Below are 20,590 nucleotides of genomic sequence, written 5' to 3'. Positions count from 1 at the left end.
CTAGACGCCGTTGTCTGCCGGGGTGGTGCAGAACAGCAGGAAAAAGGGGGTGGGGCACCGCGCTCACTGTCCAGTGTGCGCGGTGCCCCGGAAGTTTCGTACGGACGAGCTCTGGAACTAAAGCGTACGAAATTACTTCAGGCCGGGGTACAGCGGGTGCTTCTGCGCGAGTGCGGTCACCCGGGCCTTCAGCGCGTCGGCGTCGAAGCCGGGCTTCAGGGCCTCCGCGATGATGTCGGCCACCTCACGGAAGTCCTCGGCGTCGAAGCCGCGGGTCGCGAGCGCCGGCGTACCGATGCGCAGACCCGAGGTCACCATCGGCGGACGCGGGTCGTTCGGGATCGCGTTCCGGTTGACGGTGATGCCGAGCTCGTGCAGCCGGTCCTCGGCCGCCTGGCCGTCCAGCTCGGAGTTGCGCAGGTCCACCAGGACCAGGTGCACGTCCGTACCGCCGGACAGGACCGAGACGCCGTGCGCGGTGACGTCCTCCTGGACCAGGCGCTCGGCGAGGATCCGGGCGCCGTCCAGCGTGCGCTGCTGGCGCTCCTTGAACTCCTCCGAGGCCGCGATCTTGAAGGAGACGGCCTTGGCCGCGATCACGTGCTCCAGCGGGCCGCCCTGGAAGCCGGGGAAGACCGAGGAGTTCATCTTCTTGGCGAACGCCTGCTTCGCCAGGATGACACCGCCGCGCGGGCCGCCGAGGGTCTTGTGCGTGGTGGAGGTCACCACGTCCGCGTACTCGACCGGGTTCGGGTGCAGGCCGGCCGCGACCAGACCCGCGAAGTGGGCCATGTCGACCCAGAGGAACGCCTCGACCTCGTCGGCGATCCGGCGGAACTCGGCGAAGTCCAGCTGACGCGGGTAGGCGGACCAGCCCGCGATGATCACCTTGGGGCGGTGCTCCTTGGCCAGCCGCTCGACCTCGGCCATGTCGACCAGGCCGGCGTCGTCGACGTGGTAAGCGACCACGTTGAACTGCTTGCCGGAGAAGTTCAGGCGCATGCCGTGGGTCAGGTGACCGCCGTGGGCCAGGTCCAGACCGAGGATCGTGTCGCCGGGCTGGGCCATCGCGAAGAGCGCGGCCTGGTTCGCGGACGCGCCGGAGTGCGGCTGGACGTTCGCGTACTCGGCGCCGAACAGGTCCTTGATCCGGTCGATGGCGATCTGCTCGGCCACGTCGACGTGCTCACAGCCGCCGTAGTAGCGGCGGCCCGGGTAGCCCTCGGCGTACTTGTTGGTGAGGACCGAACCCTGGGCCTCCATGACCGACAGCGGAGCGAAGTTCTCCGAGGCGATCATCTCGAGGGTGGACTGCTGGCGGTGGAGCTCGGCGTCGACCGTGGCGGCGACTTCCGGGTCCAGCTCGTGGAGAGGGGTGTTCAGCACAGACATGAATCGATCCCTAAGGGGTCTCAGTTCCCGGCGGAGAACTCGGCGTACGCGTCGGCGGTCAGCAGGTCGTCCGGCTCTCCGGTGACGCGCACCTTGAACAGCCAGCCACCCTCGAACGGAGCGGTGTTCACCAGCGACGGGTCGTCCACCACGTCCTGGTTGGCCGCCACGACCTCACCGGTGACCGGGGAGTACAGGTCGCTGACGGACTTGGTCGACTCCAGCTCGCCGCAGGTCTCGCCCGCGGTCACCGTGTCGCCGACCTCCGGGAGCTGGGCGTAGACGACGTCACCGAGCGCGTTGGCCGCGAACTCCGTGATGCCGACCGTCGCGACGCCGTCCTCGGCGGCCGACAGCCACTCGTGCTCCTTGGTGTAGCGCAGCTGCTGGGGGTTGCTCATGACCTGATTCTCCTGGATCGGACGAGTGCTGATGAACGTGGGTCTTGCGGGGTGAGACGCCGGACGAGACGGATGCGTCACTTCTGGCGCTTGTAGAAGGGCAGCGCCACGACCTCGTACGGCTCGTGGGTGCCGCGGATGTCCACACCTACACCCTGCGTGCCGGGCTCGGCGTGCGCCGCGTCCACGTACGCCATGGCGATCGGCTTACCGAGGGTGGGCGACGGGGCACCGGAGGTGACCTCGCCCACGACCTGGCCGTCCGCGACGACGGAGAAGCCGGCCCGCGGGACGCGGCGGCCCTCGGCGATCAGGCCGACCAGCTTGCGCGGCGGCGCGGTCTCGGCGCGCTCGGCGGCCTTCTCCAGCGCCTCACGGCCGACGAAGCGACCCTCGTTGGTCGTCTTCTCGAACTTCACGACCCGCCCCAGGCCCGCGTCGAACGGAGTGAGCGAGGTCGTCAGCTCGTGCCCGTACAGCGGCATGCCCGCCTCCAGGCGGAGCGTGTCACGGCAGGAGAGGCCGCACGGGATCAGGCCGACCGGGGCTCCGGCCTCGGTCAGCGCCTTCCAGACGCCCTCGGCGTGCTCCGGCTTCAGGAACAGCTCGAAGCCGTCCTCGCCGGTGTAGCCGGTGCGGGCGATCAGCGCGGGGACCCCGGCGACCGTGCCCGGGAGGCCGGCGTAGTACTTCAGACCGTCCAGGTCGGCGTCGGTGAGCGACTTCAGGATGCCGGGGGACTCCGGGCCCTGGACGGCGAGCAGGGCGTACGCGTCCCGGTCGTCGCGCACCTCGGCGTCGAAGCCGGCCGCGCGCCCGGTCAGCGCGTCGAGGACGATCTGCGCGTTGGAGGCGTTGGCGACGACCATGTACTCCGTCTCGCCGAGGCGGTACACGATCAGGTCGTCGAGGATGCCGCCGTCCTCCTGGCAGATCATCGTGTAGCGGGCGCGGCCCACGCCGACGGTGGAGATGTTGCCGACGAGGGCGAAGTCGAGGAGCTCGACGGCCTGCGGGCCGGTGACCGTGATCTCGCCCATGTGGGAGAGGTCGAAGAGGCCCGCCTTGGTGCGGACGGCGTTGTGCTCGTCACGCTCGCTGCCGTAGCGCAGCGGCATGTCCCAGCCGGCGAAGTCGGTCATGGTCGCGCCCAGGGACCGATGCAGGGCATCGAGGGCGGTCAGACGGGGGGCAGACGTGCTCATGGGTGGCTCCCGGGTCCCAAGGGCGGAAAACATGACGGGCGAGGACGTCCTCCCCATCTGTCATGGAACCTGAGAGGTTCACCGAGGGCATCTCGTCTCCGAGAGTTCGGCTTGCACCTTGGGTGGGAACGCCTGGGGCGTCCCGCTTTTCAGATCTGCCTCATCCACGCGGTACGGGGCCTGAGAGATTCAAGGGAGGGTCTTGCTCCTTCGGCGCCCGGGGCCCACCGTGGTGGTTCCGGGACTCTCCCGCGCGGATTCGAGCGGCCGGTATGCGGTTGTGTGCGCTTGGCGCGCACATCATTGCATGCGGTGTCCGATCGGCAAATCGCTTGTGCCTCATTACCCCTTCTTTACACTTTGTGGGCAGGGGTCTCCGGGACCCGACAGGGGGAGAAAAGATGACGTTCCAGCACAGCGGCGCATACGCGACGGGCACGGGCATACCGGCCCAGCGCGCCCGCGCCAGGACGCGAAGGCGCCGCTTCGCCGCGCCCCTGCTGCGGGACCTGCGCGAGCGCGGCGGCCGGGGTCCCCGGACGCTCGCCTTCGCCGCGGGCGACCTCGTGGTCGTCTCCGGGCTGCCCGGAAGCGGCAAGTCGACCCTGATGCGGCGCGCGGCCCAGGGTCTGGGCATCGACTCCCAGGACGCCCGCGAGCGCTGGGAGGCCCGGCTGCCCGGTTTCCTGCCGTACGCGGTCTACCGCCCCCTGGCCCGGATCGCCCACTACGCCGGGCTGTGGCGGGCGCTGCGCTCCGGACGGAGCGTCGTCGTCCACGACTGCGGCACCCAGTCCTGGGTGCGGAACTGGCTGGCCCGCGAGGCCCGCCGCCGCGGCCGCGCCCTGCACCTGATCCTGCTCGACGTCACCCCCGACACCGCCCGCGAGGGACAGCGCGAGCGCGGCCGCGGGGTCTCCGGGTACGCCTTCGCCCGCCACCGCCGGGCCGTCGGCCGGATGATCGGCTCCGTCGAGTCGGGCCGCCTGCCCCGCGGCTGCGCCTCGGCGACCCTGCTCGACCGGGACGCCGCGGGCGCTCTGCGCACGATCGCCTTCCGCGCCGCCCACTGAGTACTTTTGGCCACGACGACATCAGGGCGGCGTTAGGGTTCTGCCCCGAGGGCGTCGTGACCAGGGCGCGCGAGAAGGGGATACGGGAACCGTGGACGTTACGTGGCCGGGCAACGAGCTCGAAGAGGTCCTCGCGGCCTCGCTCGGCAACGCCTCCGCCGGAGGCCGGCTCGTGGAGGTGCTCGGCCGGAGCCCCGTCTGGGTGCCGCTGCCCAACGGCGGCAGCCCCGAGAGCCGGGACCTCGACCTGCCCACGCTGGAGATCGACGGACTCCCGTACGTCCCCGTCTTCAGCTCCGAGCAGCAGTTCCTCGCCTGCGTCGGCAGCCACATGTCCTTCACCGTCGCGCCCGCCCGTGAATTCGCCCGCGGTCTGCCACCGCAGCTCGGTATCGCCGTGAACCCCGGAGGCACCGTCGGCGCCCCGCTGCCGCCGCCCGCCGTCGCCGAGCTCTGCCGTGTCGGACGCACCCCGCTGGACGGCCCCGCGAGCGGTGGCCGGGTCCGGCTGTTCGAGCCCGACTGGCAGGACGACCCCGTCGACTTCCTCTCCGCCGCGGCCGCCGAGTTCGAGGCCACCGGTGTCGTGGTCTCCGCCCGCCGCGCCCTGGCCAGCGTGGAGGGCACCGAGCCGGCCCTCTTCGTCGGCGTGGAGCTCGTCGCCTGGGACGGCGTCGACCGGAACGCCCCGCTCGACGCCCTCGGCCGCGCGCTCGGCCGGGTCGAGGTCGCCTGGCCCGTCAACCTGATCCTGCTCGACGTCGCGCAGGACCCGGTGGGCGACTGGATGCTGGAGCGGGTGCGCCCCTTCTATCAGCGGGCCTCCCTGTAATTAAGCTGGTGCGGTGGACGGAAGAGGGGCGGGAACCAGGGTGAGCGCGTCAGGCACCGCTGCGGCCGGACAGGTCGAGCACATGCTGCGCCAGGTGGCACCCGGACGCTACGACGCGTACGAGCAGCTGCTGCACGCCCTCGCCGACGGCAGCGTCTGGATGCTGCTGTGGCAGGGCACCCCCGGCGCGCCCGAGGCCCAGTACGGGAACATGGAGGTCGACGGCTTCGGGTACGCCCCGTGCGTCACCTCCGCCCAGGAGCTCGCCGCCTCCGGCTGGAACCGCGCGCACGAGGTCGTCACCGGCCGGGAGATCGCCCGCGCTCTCTACCCCGACCGCTGGGGGATCTGGCTCAATCCGCACGAGACGGGCGGAGGCGTCGGCATCCCCTGGACCGACCTCCGCCGGATCGCCACCGGTCTCGACCGGATGCCCGCCGGACCGCTGCGGCTCTCGGAACCCGCGCTGGAAATCCCCCAGTTCTATGCCCTTCTGACCCAGAACGCCCATCGCACCCCTGCCGTCAGGGCGCTGCGCCGTGCCTGGGTGCAGCCCTCGGTGGGATCTCCGTACCTCGCCATCGGTCTCGACCTGTACGACACCTCCGCCGCCTCCGTCGAGTCGGTACGGGCGATGATGCGCCAGTCGATCTCCGGCGTACCCGACGGGCTGCCCGTCTCGACGGTCGCGATGTCCGATGCGTACGACCCCGTCGCGATGTGGCTGCGGGCCAACGCGCGGCCGTTCTACGACCGTGACGCGCACGCCGCCCCCGCGCCGCACACGCCCGGCTACGGCTACCCTCCGGCCGCACCCCGCGCGTACTGATACGCCCCTTCCGTCACCCCAATCGGCGCATGTATCCCAGGGGTTGGGCTACATGTCCGTTCTGACCGAATAGCGGGCGAGATGGTCCGCTGACGTGATCTCAGCGTCCGGATAACGGAAGGCAACGAACCGCATCACGGTTGAGCAAACATTCATCGTGAGGTCTGGCGGGTGATCGCGAACCCATTGAAGACTCCCCGGAACACCGGGCGTTCGGCCTCCTGGCCGCTGTCCCGCAGTTGTTCCACCAAGCCGCTACCCGCGGCGGGCAAGGGCCGGCTACCGGCGGCCGAGAGGGGTCCTGACCACGATGACGGCACCACTGCACGAGACGAGCGTGGTCGACGCGACCACCGCCGTCGACGCCGTGCCCGACGCGCCGCCGGGCAAGACGATCGAGGGGCGCTCCCCCTGGCAGATCGCCTGGATGCGGCTGAAGCGGGACAAGATCGCCCTCGCGGGCGGCGCGATCGTGCTGTTCCTGATCCTGGTCGCCGTCTGCGCACCGCTCATCGTGGGTCTCCTCGGCCACCCGCCGGACGAGTTCCACGAGGACCAGATCGACCCGCTCTTCGGCACCCCGATCGGCTCCTACGGCGGGATCACCTCCGACTTCCTGCTCGGAGTCGAGCCGGTCAACGGCCGTGACGTCTTCAGCCGCATCGTCTACGGCGCCCGCATCTCCCTGCTCGTCGCCTTCCTCGCGGCGGTCTTCGCCGTCGTCCTCGGCACGATCCTCGGCATCGTCGCGGGCTACTTCGGCGGCTGGGTCGACGCGGCGCTCAGCCGTGTCATGGACGTCATGCTCGCCTTCCCCCAGCTGCTCTTCACCATCGCCCTGGTCTCCGTGCTCCCCAACGAGCTCTTCGGGATCGAGGGTTCGGGCGTCCGCATCGGTGCCCTGGTGATCGTGATCGGCTTCTTCGGCTGGCCGTACGTCGGCCGGATCGTCCGCGGCCAGACCCTCTCGCTGCGTGAGCGCGAGTACGTGGAGGCCGCCCGCAGCCTGGGCGCCGGCCGGCTCTACATCCTGCGCCGGGAGCTGCTCCCCAACCTGATCGCCCCGATCACGGTCTACGCGACCCTCATGATCCCCACCAACATCCTCACCGAGGCCGCGCTCAGCTTCCTCGGCGCGGGAGTGAAGCCTCCCACCGCTTCCTGGGGGCAGATGCTGTCGAAGGCCGTCAACACCTATGAGGCGGATCCGCTGTTCATGGTGTTCCCCGGCCTCGCGATCTTCATCACCGTTCTGGCGTTCAACCTCTTCGGCGACGGCGTGCGTGACGCGCTCGACCCGAAGGGTGCCCGCTGAGCACCCGCTCGGCACCCACCAGACCGCCCGCACGCCCGTACGACCCCGCCCCTGCCGCTGGTGACAGGAGGCAGTCAAGACCGGCGGACCGCTTCGACGGCCGCCACTATTCCGGAGGTTGCGAGACCATGACTCTGAACAGCTCTTCGCGGCGCAGAATCGCCGCCGGTGCGCTGCTCGCCGCGGCCACGATGGTCGTCACCACCGCCTGTGGCGGCGGCAGCGGCGACGGCGACAAGGGCAAGGCCGGCGCGGCCGGCTTCAACGCCGCCGTGAACAAGGTCGCCAACGCCTCCGACAAGAAGGGCGGCGAGCTGAAGTTCATCGGCTCGCAGGAGGCCGACTCGTGGGACCCGCAGCGCGGCTACTACGGCTTCGTGTGGGACTTCGCGCGCTACTACACGCGTCAGCTGGTCACCTTCAAGGCCGAGCCGGGCGCCGCCTCCACCGAGCTGGTCCCCGACCTCGCCACCGACGCCGGCAAGGTCTCGCCCGACGGCCTCACCTACACCTTCACGCTGAAGGACGGGGTGACCTGGGAGGACGGCAAGCCGATCACCTCCAAGGACATCAAGTACGGCATCGAGCGCATCTGGGCCCAGGACGTCATCTCCGGCGGTCCGATCTACCTCCAGCAGGTCCTCGACCCCAAGGGCGAGTACAAGGGTCCCTACAAGGACACCTCCGCGGACAAGCTCGGCCTGAAGGCGATCGAGACGCCGGACGACAAGACCATCATCTTCAAGCTGCCGGTCGCCAACGGTGACTTCCTGCAGATGCTGGCCATGCCCGCCGCCTCCCCGGTCCGCCAGGACAAGGACACCAAGGCCAAGTACGGCCTGAAGCCCTTCTCCTCCGGCCCGTACAAGTGGCAGGAGTACACCCCCAACAAGTCGATGCTGCTCGTCCGCAACGACAAGTGGGACGCCAAGACGGACACCGTCCGCAAGGCCCTGCCGGACAAGATCAGCGTCACGTTCACCACGAACGCCGACGACATGGACAACCGTCTCATCGAGGGCGAGTACGACCTCGACCTCAACGCCACCGGCGTCGGCGCGGCGGCCCGTGCCAAGGTGCTCCAGCAGCACAAGGAGAACGCGGACAACCCGCAGACCGGCTTCATCCGCTACGCGGTCTTCCCGCAGACGGTCATCGACAACGTCGAGTGCCGCAAGGCGATCATCTACGCGGCCGACTCCAAGTCCCTCCAGACCGCCCGTGGCGGCCCGCAGGCCGGTGGCGACATCGCCGCCAACATGCTGCCGCCGGCGATCAAGGGTGCCGACCCGAAGGCCGACCCGTACGGCAAGCTGGCCGGCAAGGCGGACGTCGCGAAGGCCAAGGAGGCGCTGCAGAAGTGCGGTAAGCCGAACGGCTTCAAGACCACCATCGCGGTCCGCAACAACAAGCCGATCGAGATCGCCACCGCCGAGTCCCTCCAGCAGTCGCTGAAGGCCGTCGGCATCGACGCCCAGATCGACCAGTTCGACGGCGCCCAGACCTCCGGCATCATCGGTTCGCCGAAGGTGGTCAAGGAGAAGGGCTACGGCATCATCATCATGGGCTGGGGCGCCGACTTCCCGTCGGGCCAGGGCTTCCTGCAGCCGCTGGTCGACGGCCGCTTCATCCTGCAGAGCGGTAACAACAACTTCTCGGAGCTGAACGACCCGGCCGTCAACGGCCTGTTCGACCAGGCGCTGAAGGAGACCGACCCGGCCAAGGCCGGCGAGCTCTACAAGCAGATCAACACCAAGGTCTCCGAGGCCGCGGTCTACCTGCCCTTCACGCACGAGAAGAACATCATCTGGCGCTCCTCGCGACTGACCAACGTCTACACGGCCGACGCCTACAACGGCCGCTACGACTACGCGTCGCTCGGCGTCATGAAGTAAGTCCAGAGTCAATCCACCCGCTCCAACGGCGCACCACCCGCCGCTAGGTCCGAAGGGCAGGTGATGGCCGCTCACGGTGGCCGGGGATCCCGACCGGGATCCCCGGCCACCGGACGGCCGACCGCATGCTTGCATATCTCGTTCGACGGCTCTTCGCCGTCGCAGTGATGCTGATGGTCGTCACCCTGGTGACGCTCAGCATCTTCTTCCTCATCCCCAAGCTGACCGGCAGCGACCCTGCCGCGATGTTCGTCGGCAAGCAGGCGGATCCGGCTTCCATCGAGGGCGTCCGCCAGAAGCTGGGCCTGGACGAGCCGATCCTGGTGCAGTTCTGGCACTTCGTCTCCGGAATCTTCGTCGGCCGGGACTACACCGGCGGCGGCGACACCATCCACTGCGCGGCGCCCTGCTTCGGCTACTCGTTCCGTACGGAACAGGACGTCTGGACCCTGCTCGTCGACCGGATCCCGGTCACGATCTCCATGGTCATCGGCGCGGCCCTGCTGTGGCTCGTGATGGGCGTGGCCACCGGCGTGCTCTCCGCGCTCAAGCGCGGCACGGCCGTCGACCGCGCGGCCATGATCACCGCCCTGGCCGGTGTCTCGCTCCCGATCTACTTCACCGCCATGCTGGTGATGTTCCTCTTCCGCACCCAGCTGGGCTGGCTGGACGCGAAGTACGTGCCGATCAGCGACTCGTTCGGCAGCTGGTTCGGCGGCCTGCTTCTGCCGTGGATCACGCTCGCCTTCCTGTACGCGGCGATGTACGCGCGGCTCACCCGCGCCACCATGCTGGAGGTCCTCGGCGAGGACTACATCCGTACGGCACGGGCCAAGGGTCTCCAGGAGCGGGTCGTGCTCGGCAAGCACGCCATGCGCTCCACGATGACCCCCATCCTGACCATCTTCGGCATGGACCTCGGCGCCCTCATGGGCGGCGCCGTCCTGACCGAGACCGCGTTCAACCTGCCGGGCCTCGGAAACGCGGCCTTCAAGGCGGTCAGCGACCGCGACCTGCCGCTGATCCTGGCGGTCACGCTCATCACCGCGGCCGCCGTCGTCATCGCCAACCTCGTGGTGGACCTTCTGTACGCGGTGATCGACCCCCGAGTGAGGCTCGCATGACGGACAAGCTGACCAAGACCGGCGCGGCCCTGGGAGAACCGGTCGCGTCCGGGAACGCCCCGTCCGACGCCTTCCTCGACGTCCGCGACCTGAAGATCCACTTCCCGACCGACGACGGTCTGGTCAAGTCCGTCGACGGGCTCTCCTTCCAGCTGGAGAAGGGCAAGACCCTCGGCATCGTGGGCGAGTCCGGCTCCGGCAAGTCGGTGACCTCGCTCGGCATCATGGGTCTGCACACCGTCGGCCAGTACGGCCGTCAGAAGGCGCGGATCTCCGGAGAGATCTGGCTCAACGGCCGGGAGCTGCTCTCGGCCGACCCGGAGGACGTGCGCCGGCTGCGCGGCCGCGACATGGCGATGATCTTCCAGGACCCGCTCTCCGCGATGCACCCGTACTACACCGTCGGCGCGCAGATCGTGGAGGCGTACCGGGTCCACCACCCGGTCGACAAGAAGACCGCGAAGAAGCGGGCCGTCGAACTCCTCGACCGGGTCGGCATCCCCGAGCCGGCCAAGCGCTTCTCGAACTACCCGCACGAGTTCTCCGGCGGTATGCGCCAGCGCGCGATGATCGCGATGGCGCTGGTCAACAACCCCGAACTGCTCATCGCGGACGAGCCGACCACCGCGCTCGACGTGACGGTCCAGGCGCAGATCCTCGACCTGATCCGGGACCTGCAGAAGGAGTTCGGCTCCGCGGTCGTCATCATCACGCACGACCTGGGCGTCGTCGCCGAGGTCGCCGACGACATCCTGGTGATGTACGGCGGCCGGTGCGTGGAGCGCGGGCCGGCCGAGGCGGTCTTCTACGAGCCTCAGCACCCCTACACCTGGGGCCTGCTCGGCTCGATGCCGCGGATCGACCGCGACCAGACCGAGCGGCTCATCCCGGTGAAGGGCAACCCGCCCAGCCTGATCAACGTGCCCAGCGGCTGTGCCTTCAACCCGCGATGCCCGTACGCGGATGTGCCCAAGGGCGGCATCACGCGCACCGAGCGCCCCGAGCTGCGGCTCGCGCCGACGGGCGGCGAGCACGCCGACCGTCACTACTCCGCCTGCCACATGTCGACGGAGGAGCGGACCCGGATCTGGACCGAAGAGATTGCGCCGAAGCTGTGAGCGACAACAAGAGCACTGAGCCCCTGCTCAAGGTCAACGGCCTGGTGAAGCACTTCCCGATCAAGAAGGGGCTGCTGCAGCGCCAGGTCGGGGCGGTCAAGGCGGTCGACGGCATCGACTTCGAGGTGTACCCGGGGGAGACCCTCGGCGTCGTCGGCGAGTCGGGCTGCGGCAAGTCGACGATGGGCCGGCTGATCACGCGGCTGCTCGAACCGACGGGCGGCACGGTCGAGTTCGAGGGTGTGGACGTCTCGCACCTCGGTGTGGCCAAGATGCGTCCGCTGCGCCGTGACATCCAGATGATCTTCCAGGACCCGTACGGCTCGCTGAACCCCCGGCACACGGTCGGCACGATCGTCTCGGCGCCGTTCAAGCTCCAGGGCGTGGAGCCCGAGGGCGGGGTCAAGAAGGAGGTCCAGCGCCTCCTCGGCCTGGTCGGCCTGAACCCGGAGCACTACAACCGCTACCCGCACGAGTTCTCGGGCGGCCAGCGCCAGCGCATCGGCATCGCGCGGGCGCTCGCCCTGAAGCCGAAGCTGGTCGTGGCGGACGAGCCGGTGTCGGCGCTCGACGTCTCGATCCAGGCGCAGGTGGTGAACCTCCTGGACGACCTCCAGGACGAGCTGGGCCTGACGTACGTGATCATCGCCCACGACCTGTCGGTGATCCGGCACGTCTCGGACCGGATCGCGGTCATGTACCTCGGCAAGATCGTGGAGCTCGCGGACCGCAAGTCCCTCTACGAGTCGCCGATGCACCCGTACACCCGGGCGCTGATGTCGGCGGTCCCGATCCCGGACCCCCGCCGCAAGGGCGCGAAGAGCGAGCGCATCCTGCTGAAGGGCGACGTCCCGTCCCCGATCGCCCCGCCGCCGGGCTGCCGTTTCCACACGCGCTGCTGGAAGGCGACGGAGGTCTGCCGGACGGTGGAGCCCCCGCTGCTCGAACTCCGTCCGGGCCAGCGGGTCGCGTGCCACCACCCGGAGAACGCGGAGGGCGTGACGGTGCCGTCGGCGCGGGAGTCGGTGGAGGTGTCGATCACGAAGCCGCCGGCCACGGAGGCGGCCACCGCGGTCGGGGCGGCCACCTCGACCGCGGCCGTCGCCGCGGCGGAGGCGGACGCTCCGTCCGGAGACGACGCGTCCGCGGAGGTGGACGCTCCGGCCCAGGACGACGCGCCGTCGAAGGCGGACGCTCCGTCCGAGGGTGACGCGCCGTCCGAGGGCGGTACGGCCAAGGAGTAGCACGGCGCTTCGTCCGAGGGTGAGGCCCGAAGGTGTGGCTACGCGACGCGGCCCCCGCTGCCACAAGGCAGCGGGGGCCGCGCGCATGCCCGGCGGGCCTGCGGCGCGAGCGGCGCGAAGCCGCCGCCTCGCGGGGGTTCGTGGGGACGGCCCCAGGGCCCGTCAGGGTTTCCGGGAGGGGCGGGGCGGGGGGAAACCTCCCGTCCCCGCCCGCGCCCGCCGGCGGCACCCTTCGCACCCGTCACAATGGGCGCCGTGTTCCACGATCTGTTCAGTCCCTCCGTACAACATGCCCTCGACCTGATCGGCATCTTCGTCTTCGCCATCTCCGGCGCCCTGCTGGCCGTCCGGAAGAACTTCGACGTCTTCGGCATCGCCGTCCTCGCCGAGGTCACCGCCCTCGGCGGCGGGCTCCTGCGCGACCTGATCATCGGCGCCGTGCCCCCGGCCGCCTTCACCGACCTCGGCTACTTCCTGATGCCGCTCGTCGCCACGGCGTTCGTCTTCTTCCTGCACCCCGAGGTGGAACGCACCCAGACCGCCGTCAACGTCTTCGACGCCGCCGGGCTCGGGCTCTTCGCCGTCACCGGCACCATCAAGGCGTACGAGTACGGTCTCGGTCTGACCTCCTCCGCGGCCCTCGGTCTCGCGACCGCCGTCGGCGGCGGTGTCCTGCGCGACGTGCTCGCCAACGAGATCCCCTCCCTGCTCCGCTGGGACCGCGACCTCTACGCCGTGCCGGCGATCGTCGGCGCCACGACGGTCGTCGTCTGCATCCGGTTCGACGTGCTCAACGCGTTCACGAGCGGCGCCGCCGTCCTCCTGGCCTTCGCGCTGCGCCTGCTCGCCATGCGCTACCACTGGCGCGCGCCCCGCGCGTGGAACCGCCGTTCCTCCGCCCGCGAGGAACCCGAAAAAGCTACCGCTCAGTAGCATCGTGTTGTACCGTCGGGACATGAGCACGAGCATCGAGACGACGACGAGCGAAGCGGTCAGCGAGTTCGACCGCGACACCACCGTCACCCTCCGCGCCCCCGGTGTCTACGACGCCGACCTCTCCGCAGGCTGGACGATCATCAACGCCGTCAACGGCGGCTACCTCCTCGCCCTGCTCGGCCGGGCCCTCGGCGACCACCTGCCGCACCCGGACCCGTTCACGATCTCGGCGCACTACCTCACGCCGTCCGTGCCCGGCCCCGCCGTGATCCGCACGGAGACCGTCCGCACCGGCCGTACGCTCTCGACCGGCCAGGCGTCCCTCTTCCAGTACGCCGAGGACGGCACCGAGGTAGAGCGCATCCGCGTCCTCGCCTCGTACGGTGATCTCGACGCGCTCAGCGACGACGTCCGCACCTCCGCCACGCCCCCGGCCGTCGCCCCCCTCGACCAGTGCTTCGGCCCCTCCGACGGCCCCAGGCCGCCGATCCCCGGCTCCAACGCCATCACCGACCGCCTCGACCTCAAGCTCGACCCGGCCACCGTCGGCTGGGCGATCGGCGCGCCGTCGGGGAAGGGCGAGATGCGCGGCTGGTTCGCGCTCGCCGACGGCCGCGAGCCCGACGCGCTCTCCCTGCTCCTCACCGTCGACGCGCTGCCGCCGACCTCCTTCGAGCTCGGCCTCAAGGGGTGGACCCCGACCGTCGAGCTCACCACGCACGTGCGCTGCCGCCCGGCCCCCGGACCGCTGCGGGTCTCCATCACCACGCGGAACCTCGCCGGCGGCTTCCTGGAGGAGGACGCGGAGGTCTGGGACAGCGCGGACCGGCTCGTCGCGCAGTCCCGCCAACTGGCCCGCGCGCCGCGCGACTGAGCCTCGGGGTTTCTCGGCGTCAGGGTGCGGGGTGGGCCGGTGCGGCGGCGCCGCCCGCGGGCCGGCCCCGCGGGCGACGCGGGAGCCGCGGGGGCGTGGCCCAGCGGGGGACACCGCCCTCGTAGAATCGAGGCACCATGGCTTACCTCGACCACGCCGCGACCACGCCCATGCTCCCCGAGGCGATCGAGGCGATGAACGCCCAGCTCGCCGTCACGGGCAACGCATCCTCCCTGCACGCGGCCGGGCGGCGCGCCCGGCGGGTCGTCGAGGAGGCGCGCGAGACCCTCGCGGCCGCCCTGGGCGCGCGGCCCAGCGAGGTCGTCTTCACCTCCGGCGGCACCGAGGCCGACAACCTCGCCGTCAAGGGCCTGTACTGGGCCCGCCGTGACGCCGACCCCGCCCGCACCCGCGTCCTCGCCAGCCCCGTCGAGCACCACGCCGTGCTCGACGCCGTGGACTGGCTCGCCACGCACGAGGGCGCCACCGTCGAGTACCTGCCCGTCGACCGGTACGGCCGCGTGCACCCCGGCGCCCTGCGCGAGGCGATCGCCCGCGAGCCCGAGACCGTCGCGCTCGCCACCGTCATGTGGGCGAACAACGAGATCGGCACCGTCATGCCGGTGCGCGAACTCGCCGCCGTCGCCGACGAGTTCGACGTCCCGCTGCACGCCGACGCCGTCCAGGCCTTCGGTCAGCTCCCGGTCGACTTCGGCGCCTCCGGCCTCGCCGCCCTGACCGTCTCCGGCCACAAGATCGGCGGCCCCTACGGCATCGGCGCGCTGCTCCTCGGCCGCGAGTACAGCCCCGTGCCCGTCCTCCACGGCGGCGGCCAGGAGCGCCATGTCCGCTCCGGTACCCTGGACGCGCCCGCCATCGCCGCCTTCGCCGTCGCCGGGCGGCTCGCCGCCGAGCGGCGCGAGGAGTTCGCCCGCGAGATCGGCGCCCTGCGCGACGACCTCGTCGCGGCCGTCCTCGCCGCCGTCCCCGACGCGATCCTCGGCGGGGACCCGGTCGACCGGCTCCCCGCCAACGCCCACTTCACCTTCCCCGGCTGCGAGGGCGACTCCCTCCTCCTGCTCCTCGACGCCCAGGGCATCGAGTGCTCGACCGGCTCCGCCTGCACCGCCGGCGTCGCCCAGCCGAGCCACGTGCTGCTCGCCACCGGCACCGACCCGGACCTCGCCCGCGGCACCCTGCGCTTCACCCTCGGCCACACCTCCACCAAGGAGGACGTCGCGGCGGTCGCCGCCGCCATCGGCCCCGCCGTCGAGCGCGCCCGCACCGCCGGGCTCACGTGACCCTCTTCGAAGCCTCCCGTACGAGCTTCATGTAGCGGTCCCAGTCCCAGTGCGGCCCGGGGTCCGTGTGGTCGGTCCCGGGCACCTCGACGTGCCCGATGACGTGCTCCCGGTCCACGGGTATGCCGTACCGGCCGCAGATCCCCGCCGTCAGCCGCGCCGAGGAGGCGTACATCGCCGCCGTGAAGTCCTGCGGACGGTCCACGAACCCCTCGTGCTCGATCCCGATACTCCGCTCGTTCATGTCCCGGTTCCCCGCGTGGAACGCCACGTCGAGCTCACGGATCATCTGCGCCACGTGCCCGTCCTTGCGGACGACGTAATGCGTGGCGGCACCGTGCCCCGGGTTCTTGAAGACCTTCAGGGCACTCGCGTAGCTGCCCTGGACGACATGGATCACCACTCGGTCGATCGTGTAGTCGGCCGGGCGGTCCGCCCGCCGCCAGTTCGCCCGGGACGCCGCCGACCAGTCCGCGCCCTTGTGGTCGAGCTCACCCTCCACCCGGTCCTTCTCCGTGCCCGGCAGCCGCCACCACGCGCGCGCCAGCTCGTCACGCGCCAGCGCCGCCGTACCGAGGACGGCCGCGCCGCCGCCGAGCAGGACGGCCCGCCGTCCCACCCCCCGCTTCTTCTCGCTCCCCATGTGCAGGACAACGCTTACTCACGCGACCGCGGTTCCCGGAGCCCCGTACCCTGGTAGGGCTATGACTCAGACTCCGCCGCAGCGCCCCCTCCGTGTCCTCGCCGCCATGTCCGGCGGCGTGGACTCCGCCGTCGCCGCCGCCCGGGCCGCCGAAGCCGGGCACGACGTCACCGGCGTCCACCTGGCGCTCTCCGCGAACCCGCAGTCCTTCCGTACCGGTGCGCGCGGCTGCTGCACCATCGAGGACTCCCGCGACGCCCGCCGCGCGGCCGACGTCATCGGCATCCCCTTCTACGTCTGGGACCTCGCCGAGCGCTTCCGCGAGGACGTCGTCGACGACTTCGTCGCGGAGTACGAGGCGGGCCGCACCCCCAACCCCTGCCTGCGCTGCAACGAGAAGATCAAGTTCGCGGCGCTGCTCGACAAGGCCCTCGCGCTCGGCTTCGACGCGGTCTGCACCGGCCACTACGCCACGGTCGTGCTCAACGAGGACGGCTCGCGCGAGCTGCACCGCGCCTCCGACATGGCCAAGGACCAGTCGTACGTCCTCGGAGTCCTGGACGAGAAGCAGCTCGCCCACGCGATGTTCCCGCTGGGCGACACCCTCACCACCAAGGACGAGATCCGGGCGGAGGCGGAGCGTCGTGGGCTCGCGGTGGCGAAGAAGCCCGACAGCCACGACATCTGCTTCATCGCCGACGGCGACACCCAGGGCTTCCTGGCCTCCAGGCTCGGCCGGGCGGAGGGCGACATCGTCGACGAGTCGGGGGAGAAGGTGGGCACCCACGAGGGCGCGTACGGCTTCACGATCGGCCAGCGCAAGGGCCTGCGGATCGGGCACCCGGCGCCGGACGGCAAGCCGCGCTACGTCCTGGACATCTCGCCCGTGAACAACACGGTCACCGTGGGTCCCGTCGAGGCGCTCGACGTCACGGGCCTCACGGCGATCAAGCCCCGCTGGTGCGGCACGGCTCCGGAGGGCTCCGGCCGCTACACCGCGCAGCTGCGCGCCCACGGCGGTGAGACGGCGGTGACGGCGGCGCTGGTGGACGGCGGGCTGACGGTCACCTTCGACGAGCCGGTCCGCGGCGTGGCCCCCGGCCAGGCGATCGTGCTGTACGACGACACACGCGTGGTGGGCTCGGCGACGATCGCGACGACGGTACGGCGCGGGGCGACGGCGACGGCGACGGTCTGAGGCAGACGCGCCACCGTCACCCGAGGCGTCACGCCCCGGGTCACTCCTCCTCGAAGAAGTCCTCGAGGACCGGCGCGAGGACGTGCGGCGCCACCTGGTGTGTCTGGCCCGTCAGGGTGCGGTGACGGCCCCGGGGGAGGGCCCTCGCGACCGCCAAGGCCGCGCGACGCGTCCGAGCCGGGCTCGAACCGCCGTCGACGACGAGCGCGCGCGTGTGGACCCGCCCCAGCCGCGCCGCCGGCACCGTCCCGTCGCCCAGTACCTCGTGGTCGTACGCCAGGGTGTGCGCGACGGCCTCCAGCCGTGGCCCGTCCTGCACCGGCACCGCCTCGTCCCTCAGGAACATCTCGACGGCGGCGCCGTGCTGCCCGCGGTCGAGCAGCCCGGCCAGCCGGCGCCGCCGCCACGCGAAGGCGTCACCGGCACCGGCCTCCGTCGAGAACGGCGGTTCGTAGACGGACAGCCGCTCGATCGGCACCCCGCCGCCCGCCGCCGCGAGGGCCAGCGCCCCGCCCGTCGAGACGCCGTGCACGAACGCCCGGCCGCCCACCGCGTCGATCAGCGCGGCCAGGTCGTCGAACTCCCGCCGCACCCCGTACGGACCGGTGTCACCACTCCGGCCGCGCCCCCGCCGGTCGTACGTCACCACCGAGTAGTGCGGCGCCAGCAGATCGGCCAGCGGCCGTTCCGTCCCCGCCGTCGACAGGGCCCCGCCCACGAGGATCACCGGGGCCCCTTCCCCGCGCCGCTCGTACGCGATCCGCGTCCCGTCCGCGGACCTGACCCGCCCCCGGAACCTGTGCAGAGTCCCGCTCATCTCGTCCATGGCAGTGCTGACCGGACGGGGGCGTAGAACTCATCGCCGCGGGACGGAAATTCCCCGAAGAATCTTGAAAGCCGAGGTCAGGGATACGGTGGGGGCCATGAACATCTGCGTCTTCCTCTCGGCCGCCGAGCTCGACGAGCGCTACACCGCCCCCGCCCGCGACTTCGCCGAACGGCTCGGCAAGGCGGGCCACACCCTGGTGTGGGGCGGGTCCGACGTCGGCCTGATGAAGGTCGTCGCGGACGGGGTGGAGAGGACGGGCGGCCGGCTCGTCGGCGTCTCGGTCGACTTCCTCGCCGCCAAGGCCCGGCCCGGAGCCGACCAGATGATCGTGGCCAAGGACCTCGCCGAGCGGAAGGCGCTGCTCCTGGCCAAGTCCGACGCGATCGTGATCATGGTGGGCGGCACCGGCACCCTCGACGAGGCCACCGAGGTCCTGGAGCTGAGGAAGCACGGCAAGCACACCAAGCCGGTGGTCCTGCTGAACACGGCCGGGTTCTACGACGGCCTGAAGGCGCAGTTCCAGCGCATGGAGGCGGAGGGCTTCCTGCCCCTCCCTCTCGCCGACCTGGTGTTCTTCGCCGAGGACGGCCCATCCGCTCTCGCCTACCTGGAGGAGTCGATCGCCGCACGGTGATGGGACCATGGTCCCCATGGCTACTCATGTGATCACCGGGGCAGGTTCCGGCATCGGCGCGGCGGTCGCGCGACGGCTCCACGCGCGCGGGGACGAACTCGTGCTCCACGCGCGCGACGCCGGCCGGGCCAAGGAGCTCGCCGCCGAGTTCCCCGGCGCCAGGACGCTCGTCGGCGATCTCGCCGACCCCGACCGGCTCTCCTGGGCGTTCTCGCACCAGAGCCTGCCCGAGCGGGTCGACACCCTCCTCCACATCGCGGGCGTGGTCGACCTCGGCCCGGTGGGCGACCTCACCCCCAAGACCTGGCGCCACCAGCTCAACGTCAACCTCGTCGCCCCCGCCGAGCTGACCCGGCACTTCCTGCCCCAGCTCCGCGTCTCCCAGGGCCACGTGGTCTTCGTCAACTCCGGTGCCGGGCTCAGCGCCCACGCCGACTGGAGCGCCTACGCGGCCTCCAAGCACGGCCTGAAGGCGCTCGCCGACTCGCTCCGCCACGAGGAGCACGGCAACGGGGTGCGGGTCACCTCGGTCTACCCCGGCCGCACCGCCAGCCCCATGCAGGCGAAGGTGCACTCCCAGGAGGGCAAGGAGTACGACCCCTCGAAGTGGATCGACCCCGAGTCGGTCGCGACCACGATCCTCACGGCCGTCGACCTGCCGCGCGACGCCGAGATCAACGACCTGACAGTCCGTCCGGGACGGTAGGAAGCAGAAGAGTGAGCGACACGAGCGAGCAGCAAGTGTTCACCTGGGGGCCCGCCACCGGCGTCGGCTCCCTGCCCGGCGGTGACGCCCGCGAGGCCGCCAGGACCGTCACCGGTTCCTTCGAGGACTTCCCCCTCCTCGCCGAACTGCCCGCGCGCGGCCCCGGCGCCGACATGATCGGGCGGACCATCGGGCTGCTCGTCGAGATGTACGCGCACGTGGAGCCGAGCGGCTGGCGGGTCAGCGACCGGCCGGGCCGCGACACCCGGCGGGCCCGCTCCTGGCTGGGGGAGGACCTGGACGCCCTGGAGGAGTTCACCCAGGGGTACGAGGGCCCGCTCAAGGTCCAGGCCGTGGGGCCCTGGACGCTGGCCGCGGCGCTCGAACTGCGCGGCGGCGAGGCCGCCCTCGGCGACCCGGGCGCCTGCCGGGACCTCACCGGCTCCCTCGCCGAGGGCCTGCGCGCCCACCTCGCCGAGCTCCGCAAGCGGATCCCCGGCGCCCGGCTCGTCCTCCAGCTCGACGAGCCCTCCCTCACGGCCGTCCTGCGCGGCCGGGTCCGTACCGCCTCCGGCTACCGCACGTACCGCGCGGTCGACCGGCAGGTCGTCGAGAGCGCCCTGCGCGACGTGGTGGCGGTCCACGACGGTCCGGTCGTCGTCCACTCCTGTGCCCCCGAGGTGCCGTTCGGGCTGCTGCGACGGGCCGGTGTCGCCGGGGTCTCGTTCGACTTCGGTCTCCTCACCGAACGTGACGAGGAGCCCATCGGTGAGGCCGTCGAGGCCGGTACCAAGCTCTTCGTGGGCGTGGTGCCGTCCACCGACACGGCATTGTCCGACCCGGGCGGTAGCGTCATGGGTGTCAGGACGCTGTGGCGCAGGCTGGGGCTGAATCCGGGGACTCTCGCCGAGTCCGTGGTGGTCACCCCGACGTGCGGTCTCGCGGGTGCTTCGCCCGCGTACGCCCGCGCGGCGCTCGCCCACTGCGTCCGGGCGGCGAGATCGCTCGCGGACAACCCTGAGTGACTTCGGTCAGAGGCAA

At 71.1% G+C, this 20,590-nt stretch carries 20 protein-coding genes and 1 riboswitch; of the genes, 15 read left to right on the top strand and 5 right to left on the bottom strand.

Features of this window, described 5'->3' with window-relative positions:
- Window positions 1-132: 132 nt before the first annotated feature.
- From glyA to gcvT, 3 genes are all read right to left on the bottom strand, one after another.
- Window positions 133-1,392 (bottom strand): serine hydroxymethyltransferase, encoded by a 1,260-nt coding sequence (gene glyA / locus ACZ3IJ_RS05930; RefSeq protein ID WP_467466456.1) that lies wholly within the window; start codon window positions 1,390-1,392, stop codon window positions 133-135.
- 20 nt (window positions 1,393-1,412) lie between these two features.
- Complete coding sequence (gene gcvH, locus ACZ3IJ_RS05925; protein ID WP_260227860.1) at window positions 1,413-1,793, bottom strand: glycine cleavage system protein GcvH; 381 nt, start codon at window positions 1,791-1,793, stop codon at window positions 1,413-1,415.
- A gap of 77 nt (window positions 1,794-1,870) precedes the next feature.
- Entirely contained in the window at window positions 1,871-2,998 is a 1,128-nt protein-coding gene (gene gcvT, locus ACZ3IJ_RS05920) for a glycine cleavage system aminomethyltransferase GcvT (protein WP_385853296.1), read from the bottom strand.
- Window positions 2,999-3,157: 159 nt separating this feature from the next.
- A riboswitch (glycine riboswitch) is annotated at window positions 3,158-3,260 on the bottom strand.
- A 139-nt stretch (window positions 3,261-3,399) separates the two neighbouring features.
- Here gcvT and ACZ3IJ_RS05915 point away from each other — a divergent pair.
- From ACZ3IJ_RS05915 to ACZ3IJ_RS05865, 11 genes are all read left to right on the top strand, one after another.
- The gene (locus ACZ3IJ_RS05915; protein ID WP_383222125.1) at window positions 3,400-4,071 is read left to right on the top strand and encodes an AAA family ATPase; all 672 of its coding nucleotides are present in this window, start codon (window positions 3,400-3,402) and stop codon (window positions 4,069-4,071) included.
- Window positions 4,072-4,162: 91 nt separating this feature from the next.
- The gene (locus ACZ3IJ_RS05910; protein WP_391798331.1) at window positions 4,163-4,903 is read left to right on the top strand and encodes an enhanced serine sensitivity protein SseB; all 741 of its coding nucleotides are present in this window, start codon (window positions 4,163-4,165) and stop codon (window positions 4,901-4,903) included.
- 40 nt (window positions 4,904-4,943) lie between these two features.
- Window positions 4,944-5,732, top strand: coding sequence for an enhanced serine sensitivity protein SseB C-terminal domain-containing protein (locus tag ACZ3IJ_RS05905; protein WP_467466454.1), 789 nt, complete (start codon window positions 4,944-4,946; stop codon window positions 5,730-5,732).
- 310 nt (window positions 5,733-6,042) lie between these two features.
- Window positions 6,043-7,047 carry an ABC transporter permease gene (locus ACZ3IJ_RS05900; protein WP_467466453.1) on the top strand — a complete coding sequence of 335 codons (1,005 nt, stop codon included), beginning with the start codon at window positions 6,043-6,045 and terminating at the stop codon, window positions 7,045-7,047.
- A gap of 128 nt (window positions 7,048-7,175) precedes the next feature.
- Window positions 7,176-8,942, top strand: a complete 1,767-nt coding sequence (locus ACZ3IJ_RS05895) for an ABC transporter substrate-binding protein (RefSeq protein WP_467466452.1) — start codon at window positions 7,176-7,178, stop codon at window positions 8,940-8,942.
- Window positions 8,943-9,067: 125 nt separating this feature from the next.
- Window positions 9,068-10,066 (top strand): ABC transporter permease, encoded by a 999-nt coding sequence (locus ACZ3IJ_RS05890; RefSeq protein WP_352189553.1) that lies wholly within the window; start codon window positions 9,068-9,070, stop codon window positions 10,064-10,066.
- Entirely contained in the window at window positions 10,063-11,184 is a 1,122-nt protein-coding gene (locus tag ACZ3IJ_RS05885; protein WP_383222135.1) for an ABC transporter ATP-binding protein, read from the top strand. The genes ACZ3IJ_RS05890 and ACZ3IJ_RS05885 overlap by 4 nt, the downstream gene beginning before the upstream one ends.
- The gene (locus ACZ3IJ_RS05880; protein WP_467466451.1) at window positions 11,181-12,428 is read left to right on the top strand and encodes an ABC transporter ATP-binding protein; all 1,248 of its coding nucleotides are present in this window, start codon (window positions 11,181-11,183) and stop codon (window positions 12,426-12,428) included. The genes ACZ3IJ_RS05885 and ACZ3IJ_RS05880 overlap by 4 nt, the downstream gene beginning before the upstream one ends.
- Window positions 12,429-12,683: 255 nt before the next feature.
- Window positions 12,684-13,361, top strand: a complete 678-nt coding sequence (locus tag ACZ3IJ_RS05875) for a trimeric intracellular cation channel family protein (protein ID WP_467466450.1) — start codon at window positions 12,684-12,686, stop codon at window positions 13,359-13,361.
- A gap of 22 nt (window positions 13,362-13,383) precedes the next feature.
- Window positions 13,384-14,238: a thioesterase family protein gene (locus ACZ3IJ_RS05870; protein WP_467466448.1), complete on the top strand. Its 855-nt coding sequence runs from the start codon at window positions 13,384-13,386 to the stop codon at window positions 14,236-14,238.
- Between the two features lie 137 nt (window positions 14,239-14,375).
- On the top strand, window positions 14,376-15,539 hold the full coding sequence (locus tag ACZ3IJ_RS05865) for a cysteine desulfurase family protein (RefSeq protein ID WP_467466447.1): 1,164 nt from the start codon (window positions 14,376-14,378) through the stop codon (window positions 15,537-15,539).
- Here ACZ3IJ_RS05865 and ACZ3IJ_RS05860 read toward each other — a convergent pair.
- Window positions 15,532-16,182, bottom strand: coding sequence for an N-acetylmuramoyl-L-alanine amidase (locus tag ACZ3IJ_RS05860; protein WP_467466446.1), 651 nt, complete (start codon window positions 16,180-16,182; stop codon window positions 15,532-15,534). The genes ACZ3IJ_RS05865 and ACZ3IJ_RS05860 overlap by 8 nt on opposite strands.
- 61 nt (window positions 16,183-16,243) lie before the next feature.
- Here ACZ3IJ_RS05860 and mnmA point away from each other — a divergent pair, with 61 nt between their 5' ends.
- On the top strand, window positions 16,244-17,380 hold the full coding sequence (mnmA, locus tag ACZ3IJ_RS05855; RefSeq protein WP_467466445.1) for a tRNA 2-thiouridine(34) synthase MnmA: 1,137 nt from the start codon (window positions 16,244-16,246) through the stop codon (window positions 17,378-17,380).
- A gap of 40 nt (window positions 17,381-17,420) precedes the next feature.
- Here the strand turns inward: mnmA and ACZ3IJ_RS05850 are convergent, their stop codons facing one another.
- Window positions 17,421-18,206, bottom strand: a complete 786-nt coding sequence (locus ACZ3IJ_RS05850; protein ID WP_467466444.1) for an alpha/beta fold hydrolase — start codon at window positions 18,204-18,206, stop codon at window positions 17,421-17,423.
- Window positions 18,207-18,303: 97 nt separating this feature from the next.
- Here ACZ3IJ_RS05850 and ACZ3IJ_RS05845 point away from each other — a divergent pair, with 97 nt between their 5' ends.
- Genes ACZ3IJ_RS05845 through ACZ3IJ_RS05835 form a run of 3 tightly spaced genes read left to right on the top strand, consistent with a single transcriptional unit; the run spans window position 18,304 to window position 20,574 of the window.
- A complete protein-coding gene (locus tag ACZ3IJ_RS05845) occupies window positions 18,304-18,843 on the top strand; it encodes an LOG family protein (protein ID WP_467466443.1) in 540 nt (179 codons plus the stop codon).
- Window positions 18,844-18,850: 7 nt separating this feature from the next.
- Entirely contained in the window at window positions 18,851-19,549 is a 699-nt protein-coding gene (locus ACZ3IJ_RS05840; protein ID WP_467466442.1) for an SDR family oxidoreductase, read from the top strand.
- 11 nt (window positions 19,550-19,560) lie between these two features.
- The gene (locus ACZ3IJ_RS05835; protein WP_467466441.1) at window positions 19,561-20,574 is read left to right on the top strand and encodes a methionine synthase; all 1,014 of its coding nucleotides are present in this window, start codon (window positions 19,561-19,563) and stop codon (window positions 20,572-20,574) included.
- Window positions 20,575-20,590: the final 16 nt, after the last annotated feature.

The sequence above is a fragment of the Streptomyces sp. NPDC013317 genome (assembly GCF_055563155.1).
Note: the sequence above shows the minus strand (reverse complement) of the source record. Positions and strands in the feature narration are given on the sequence as shown.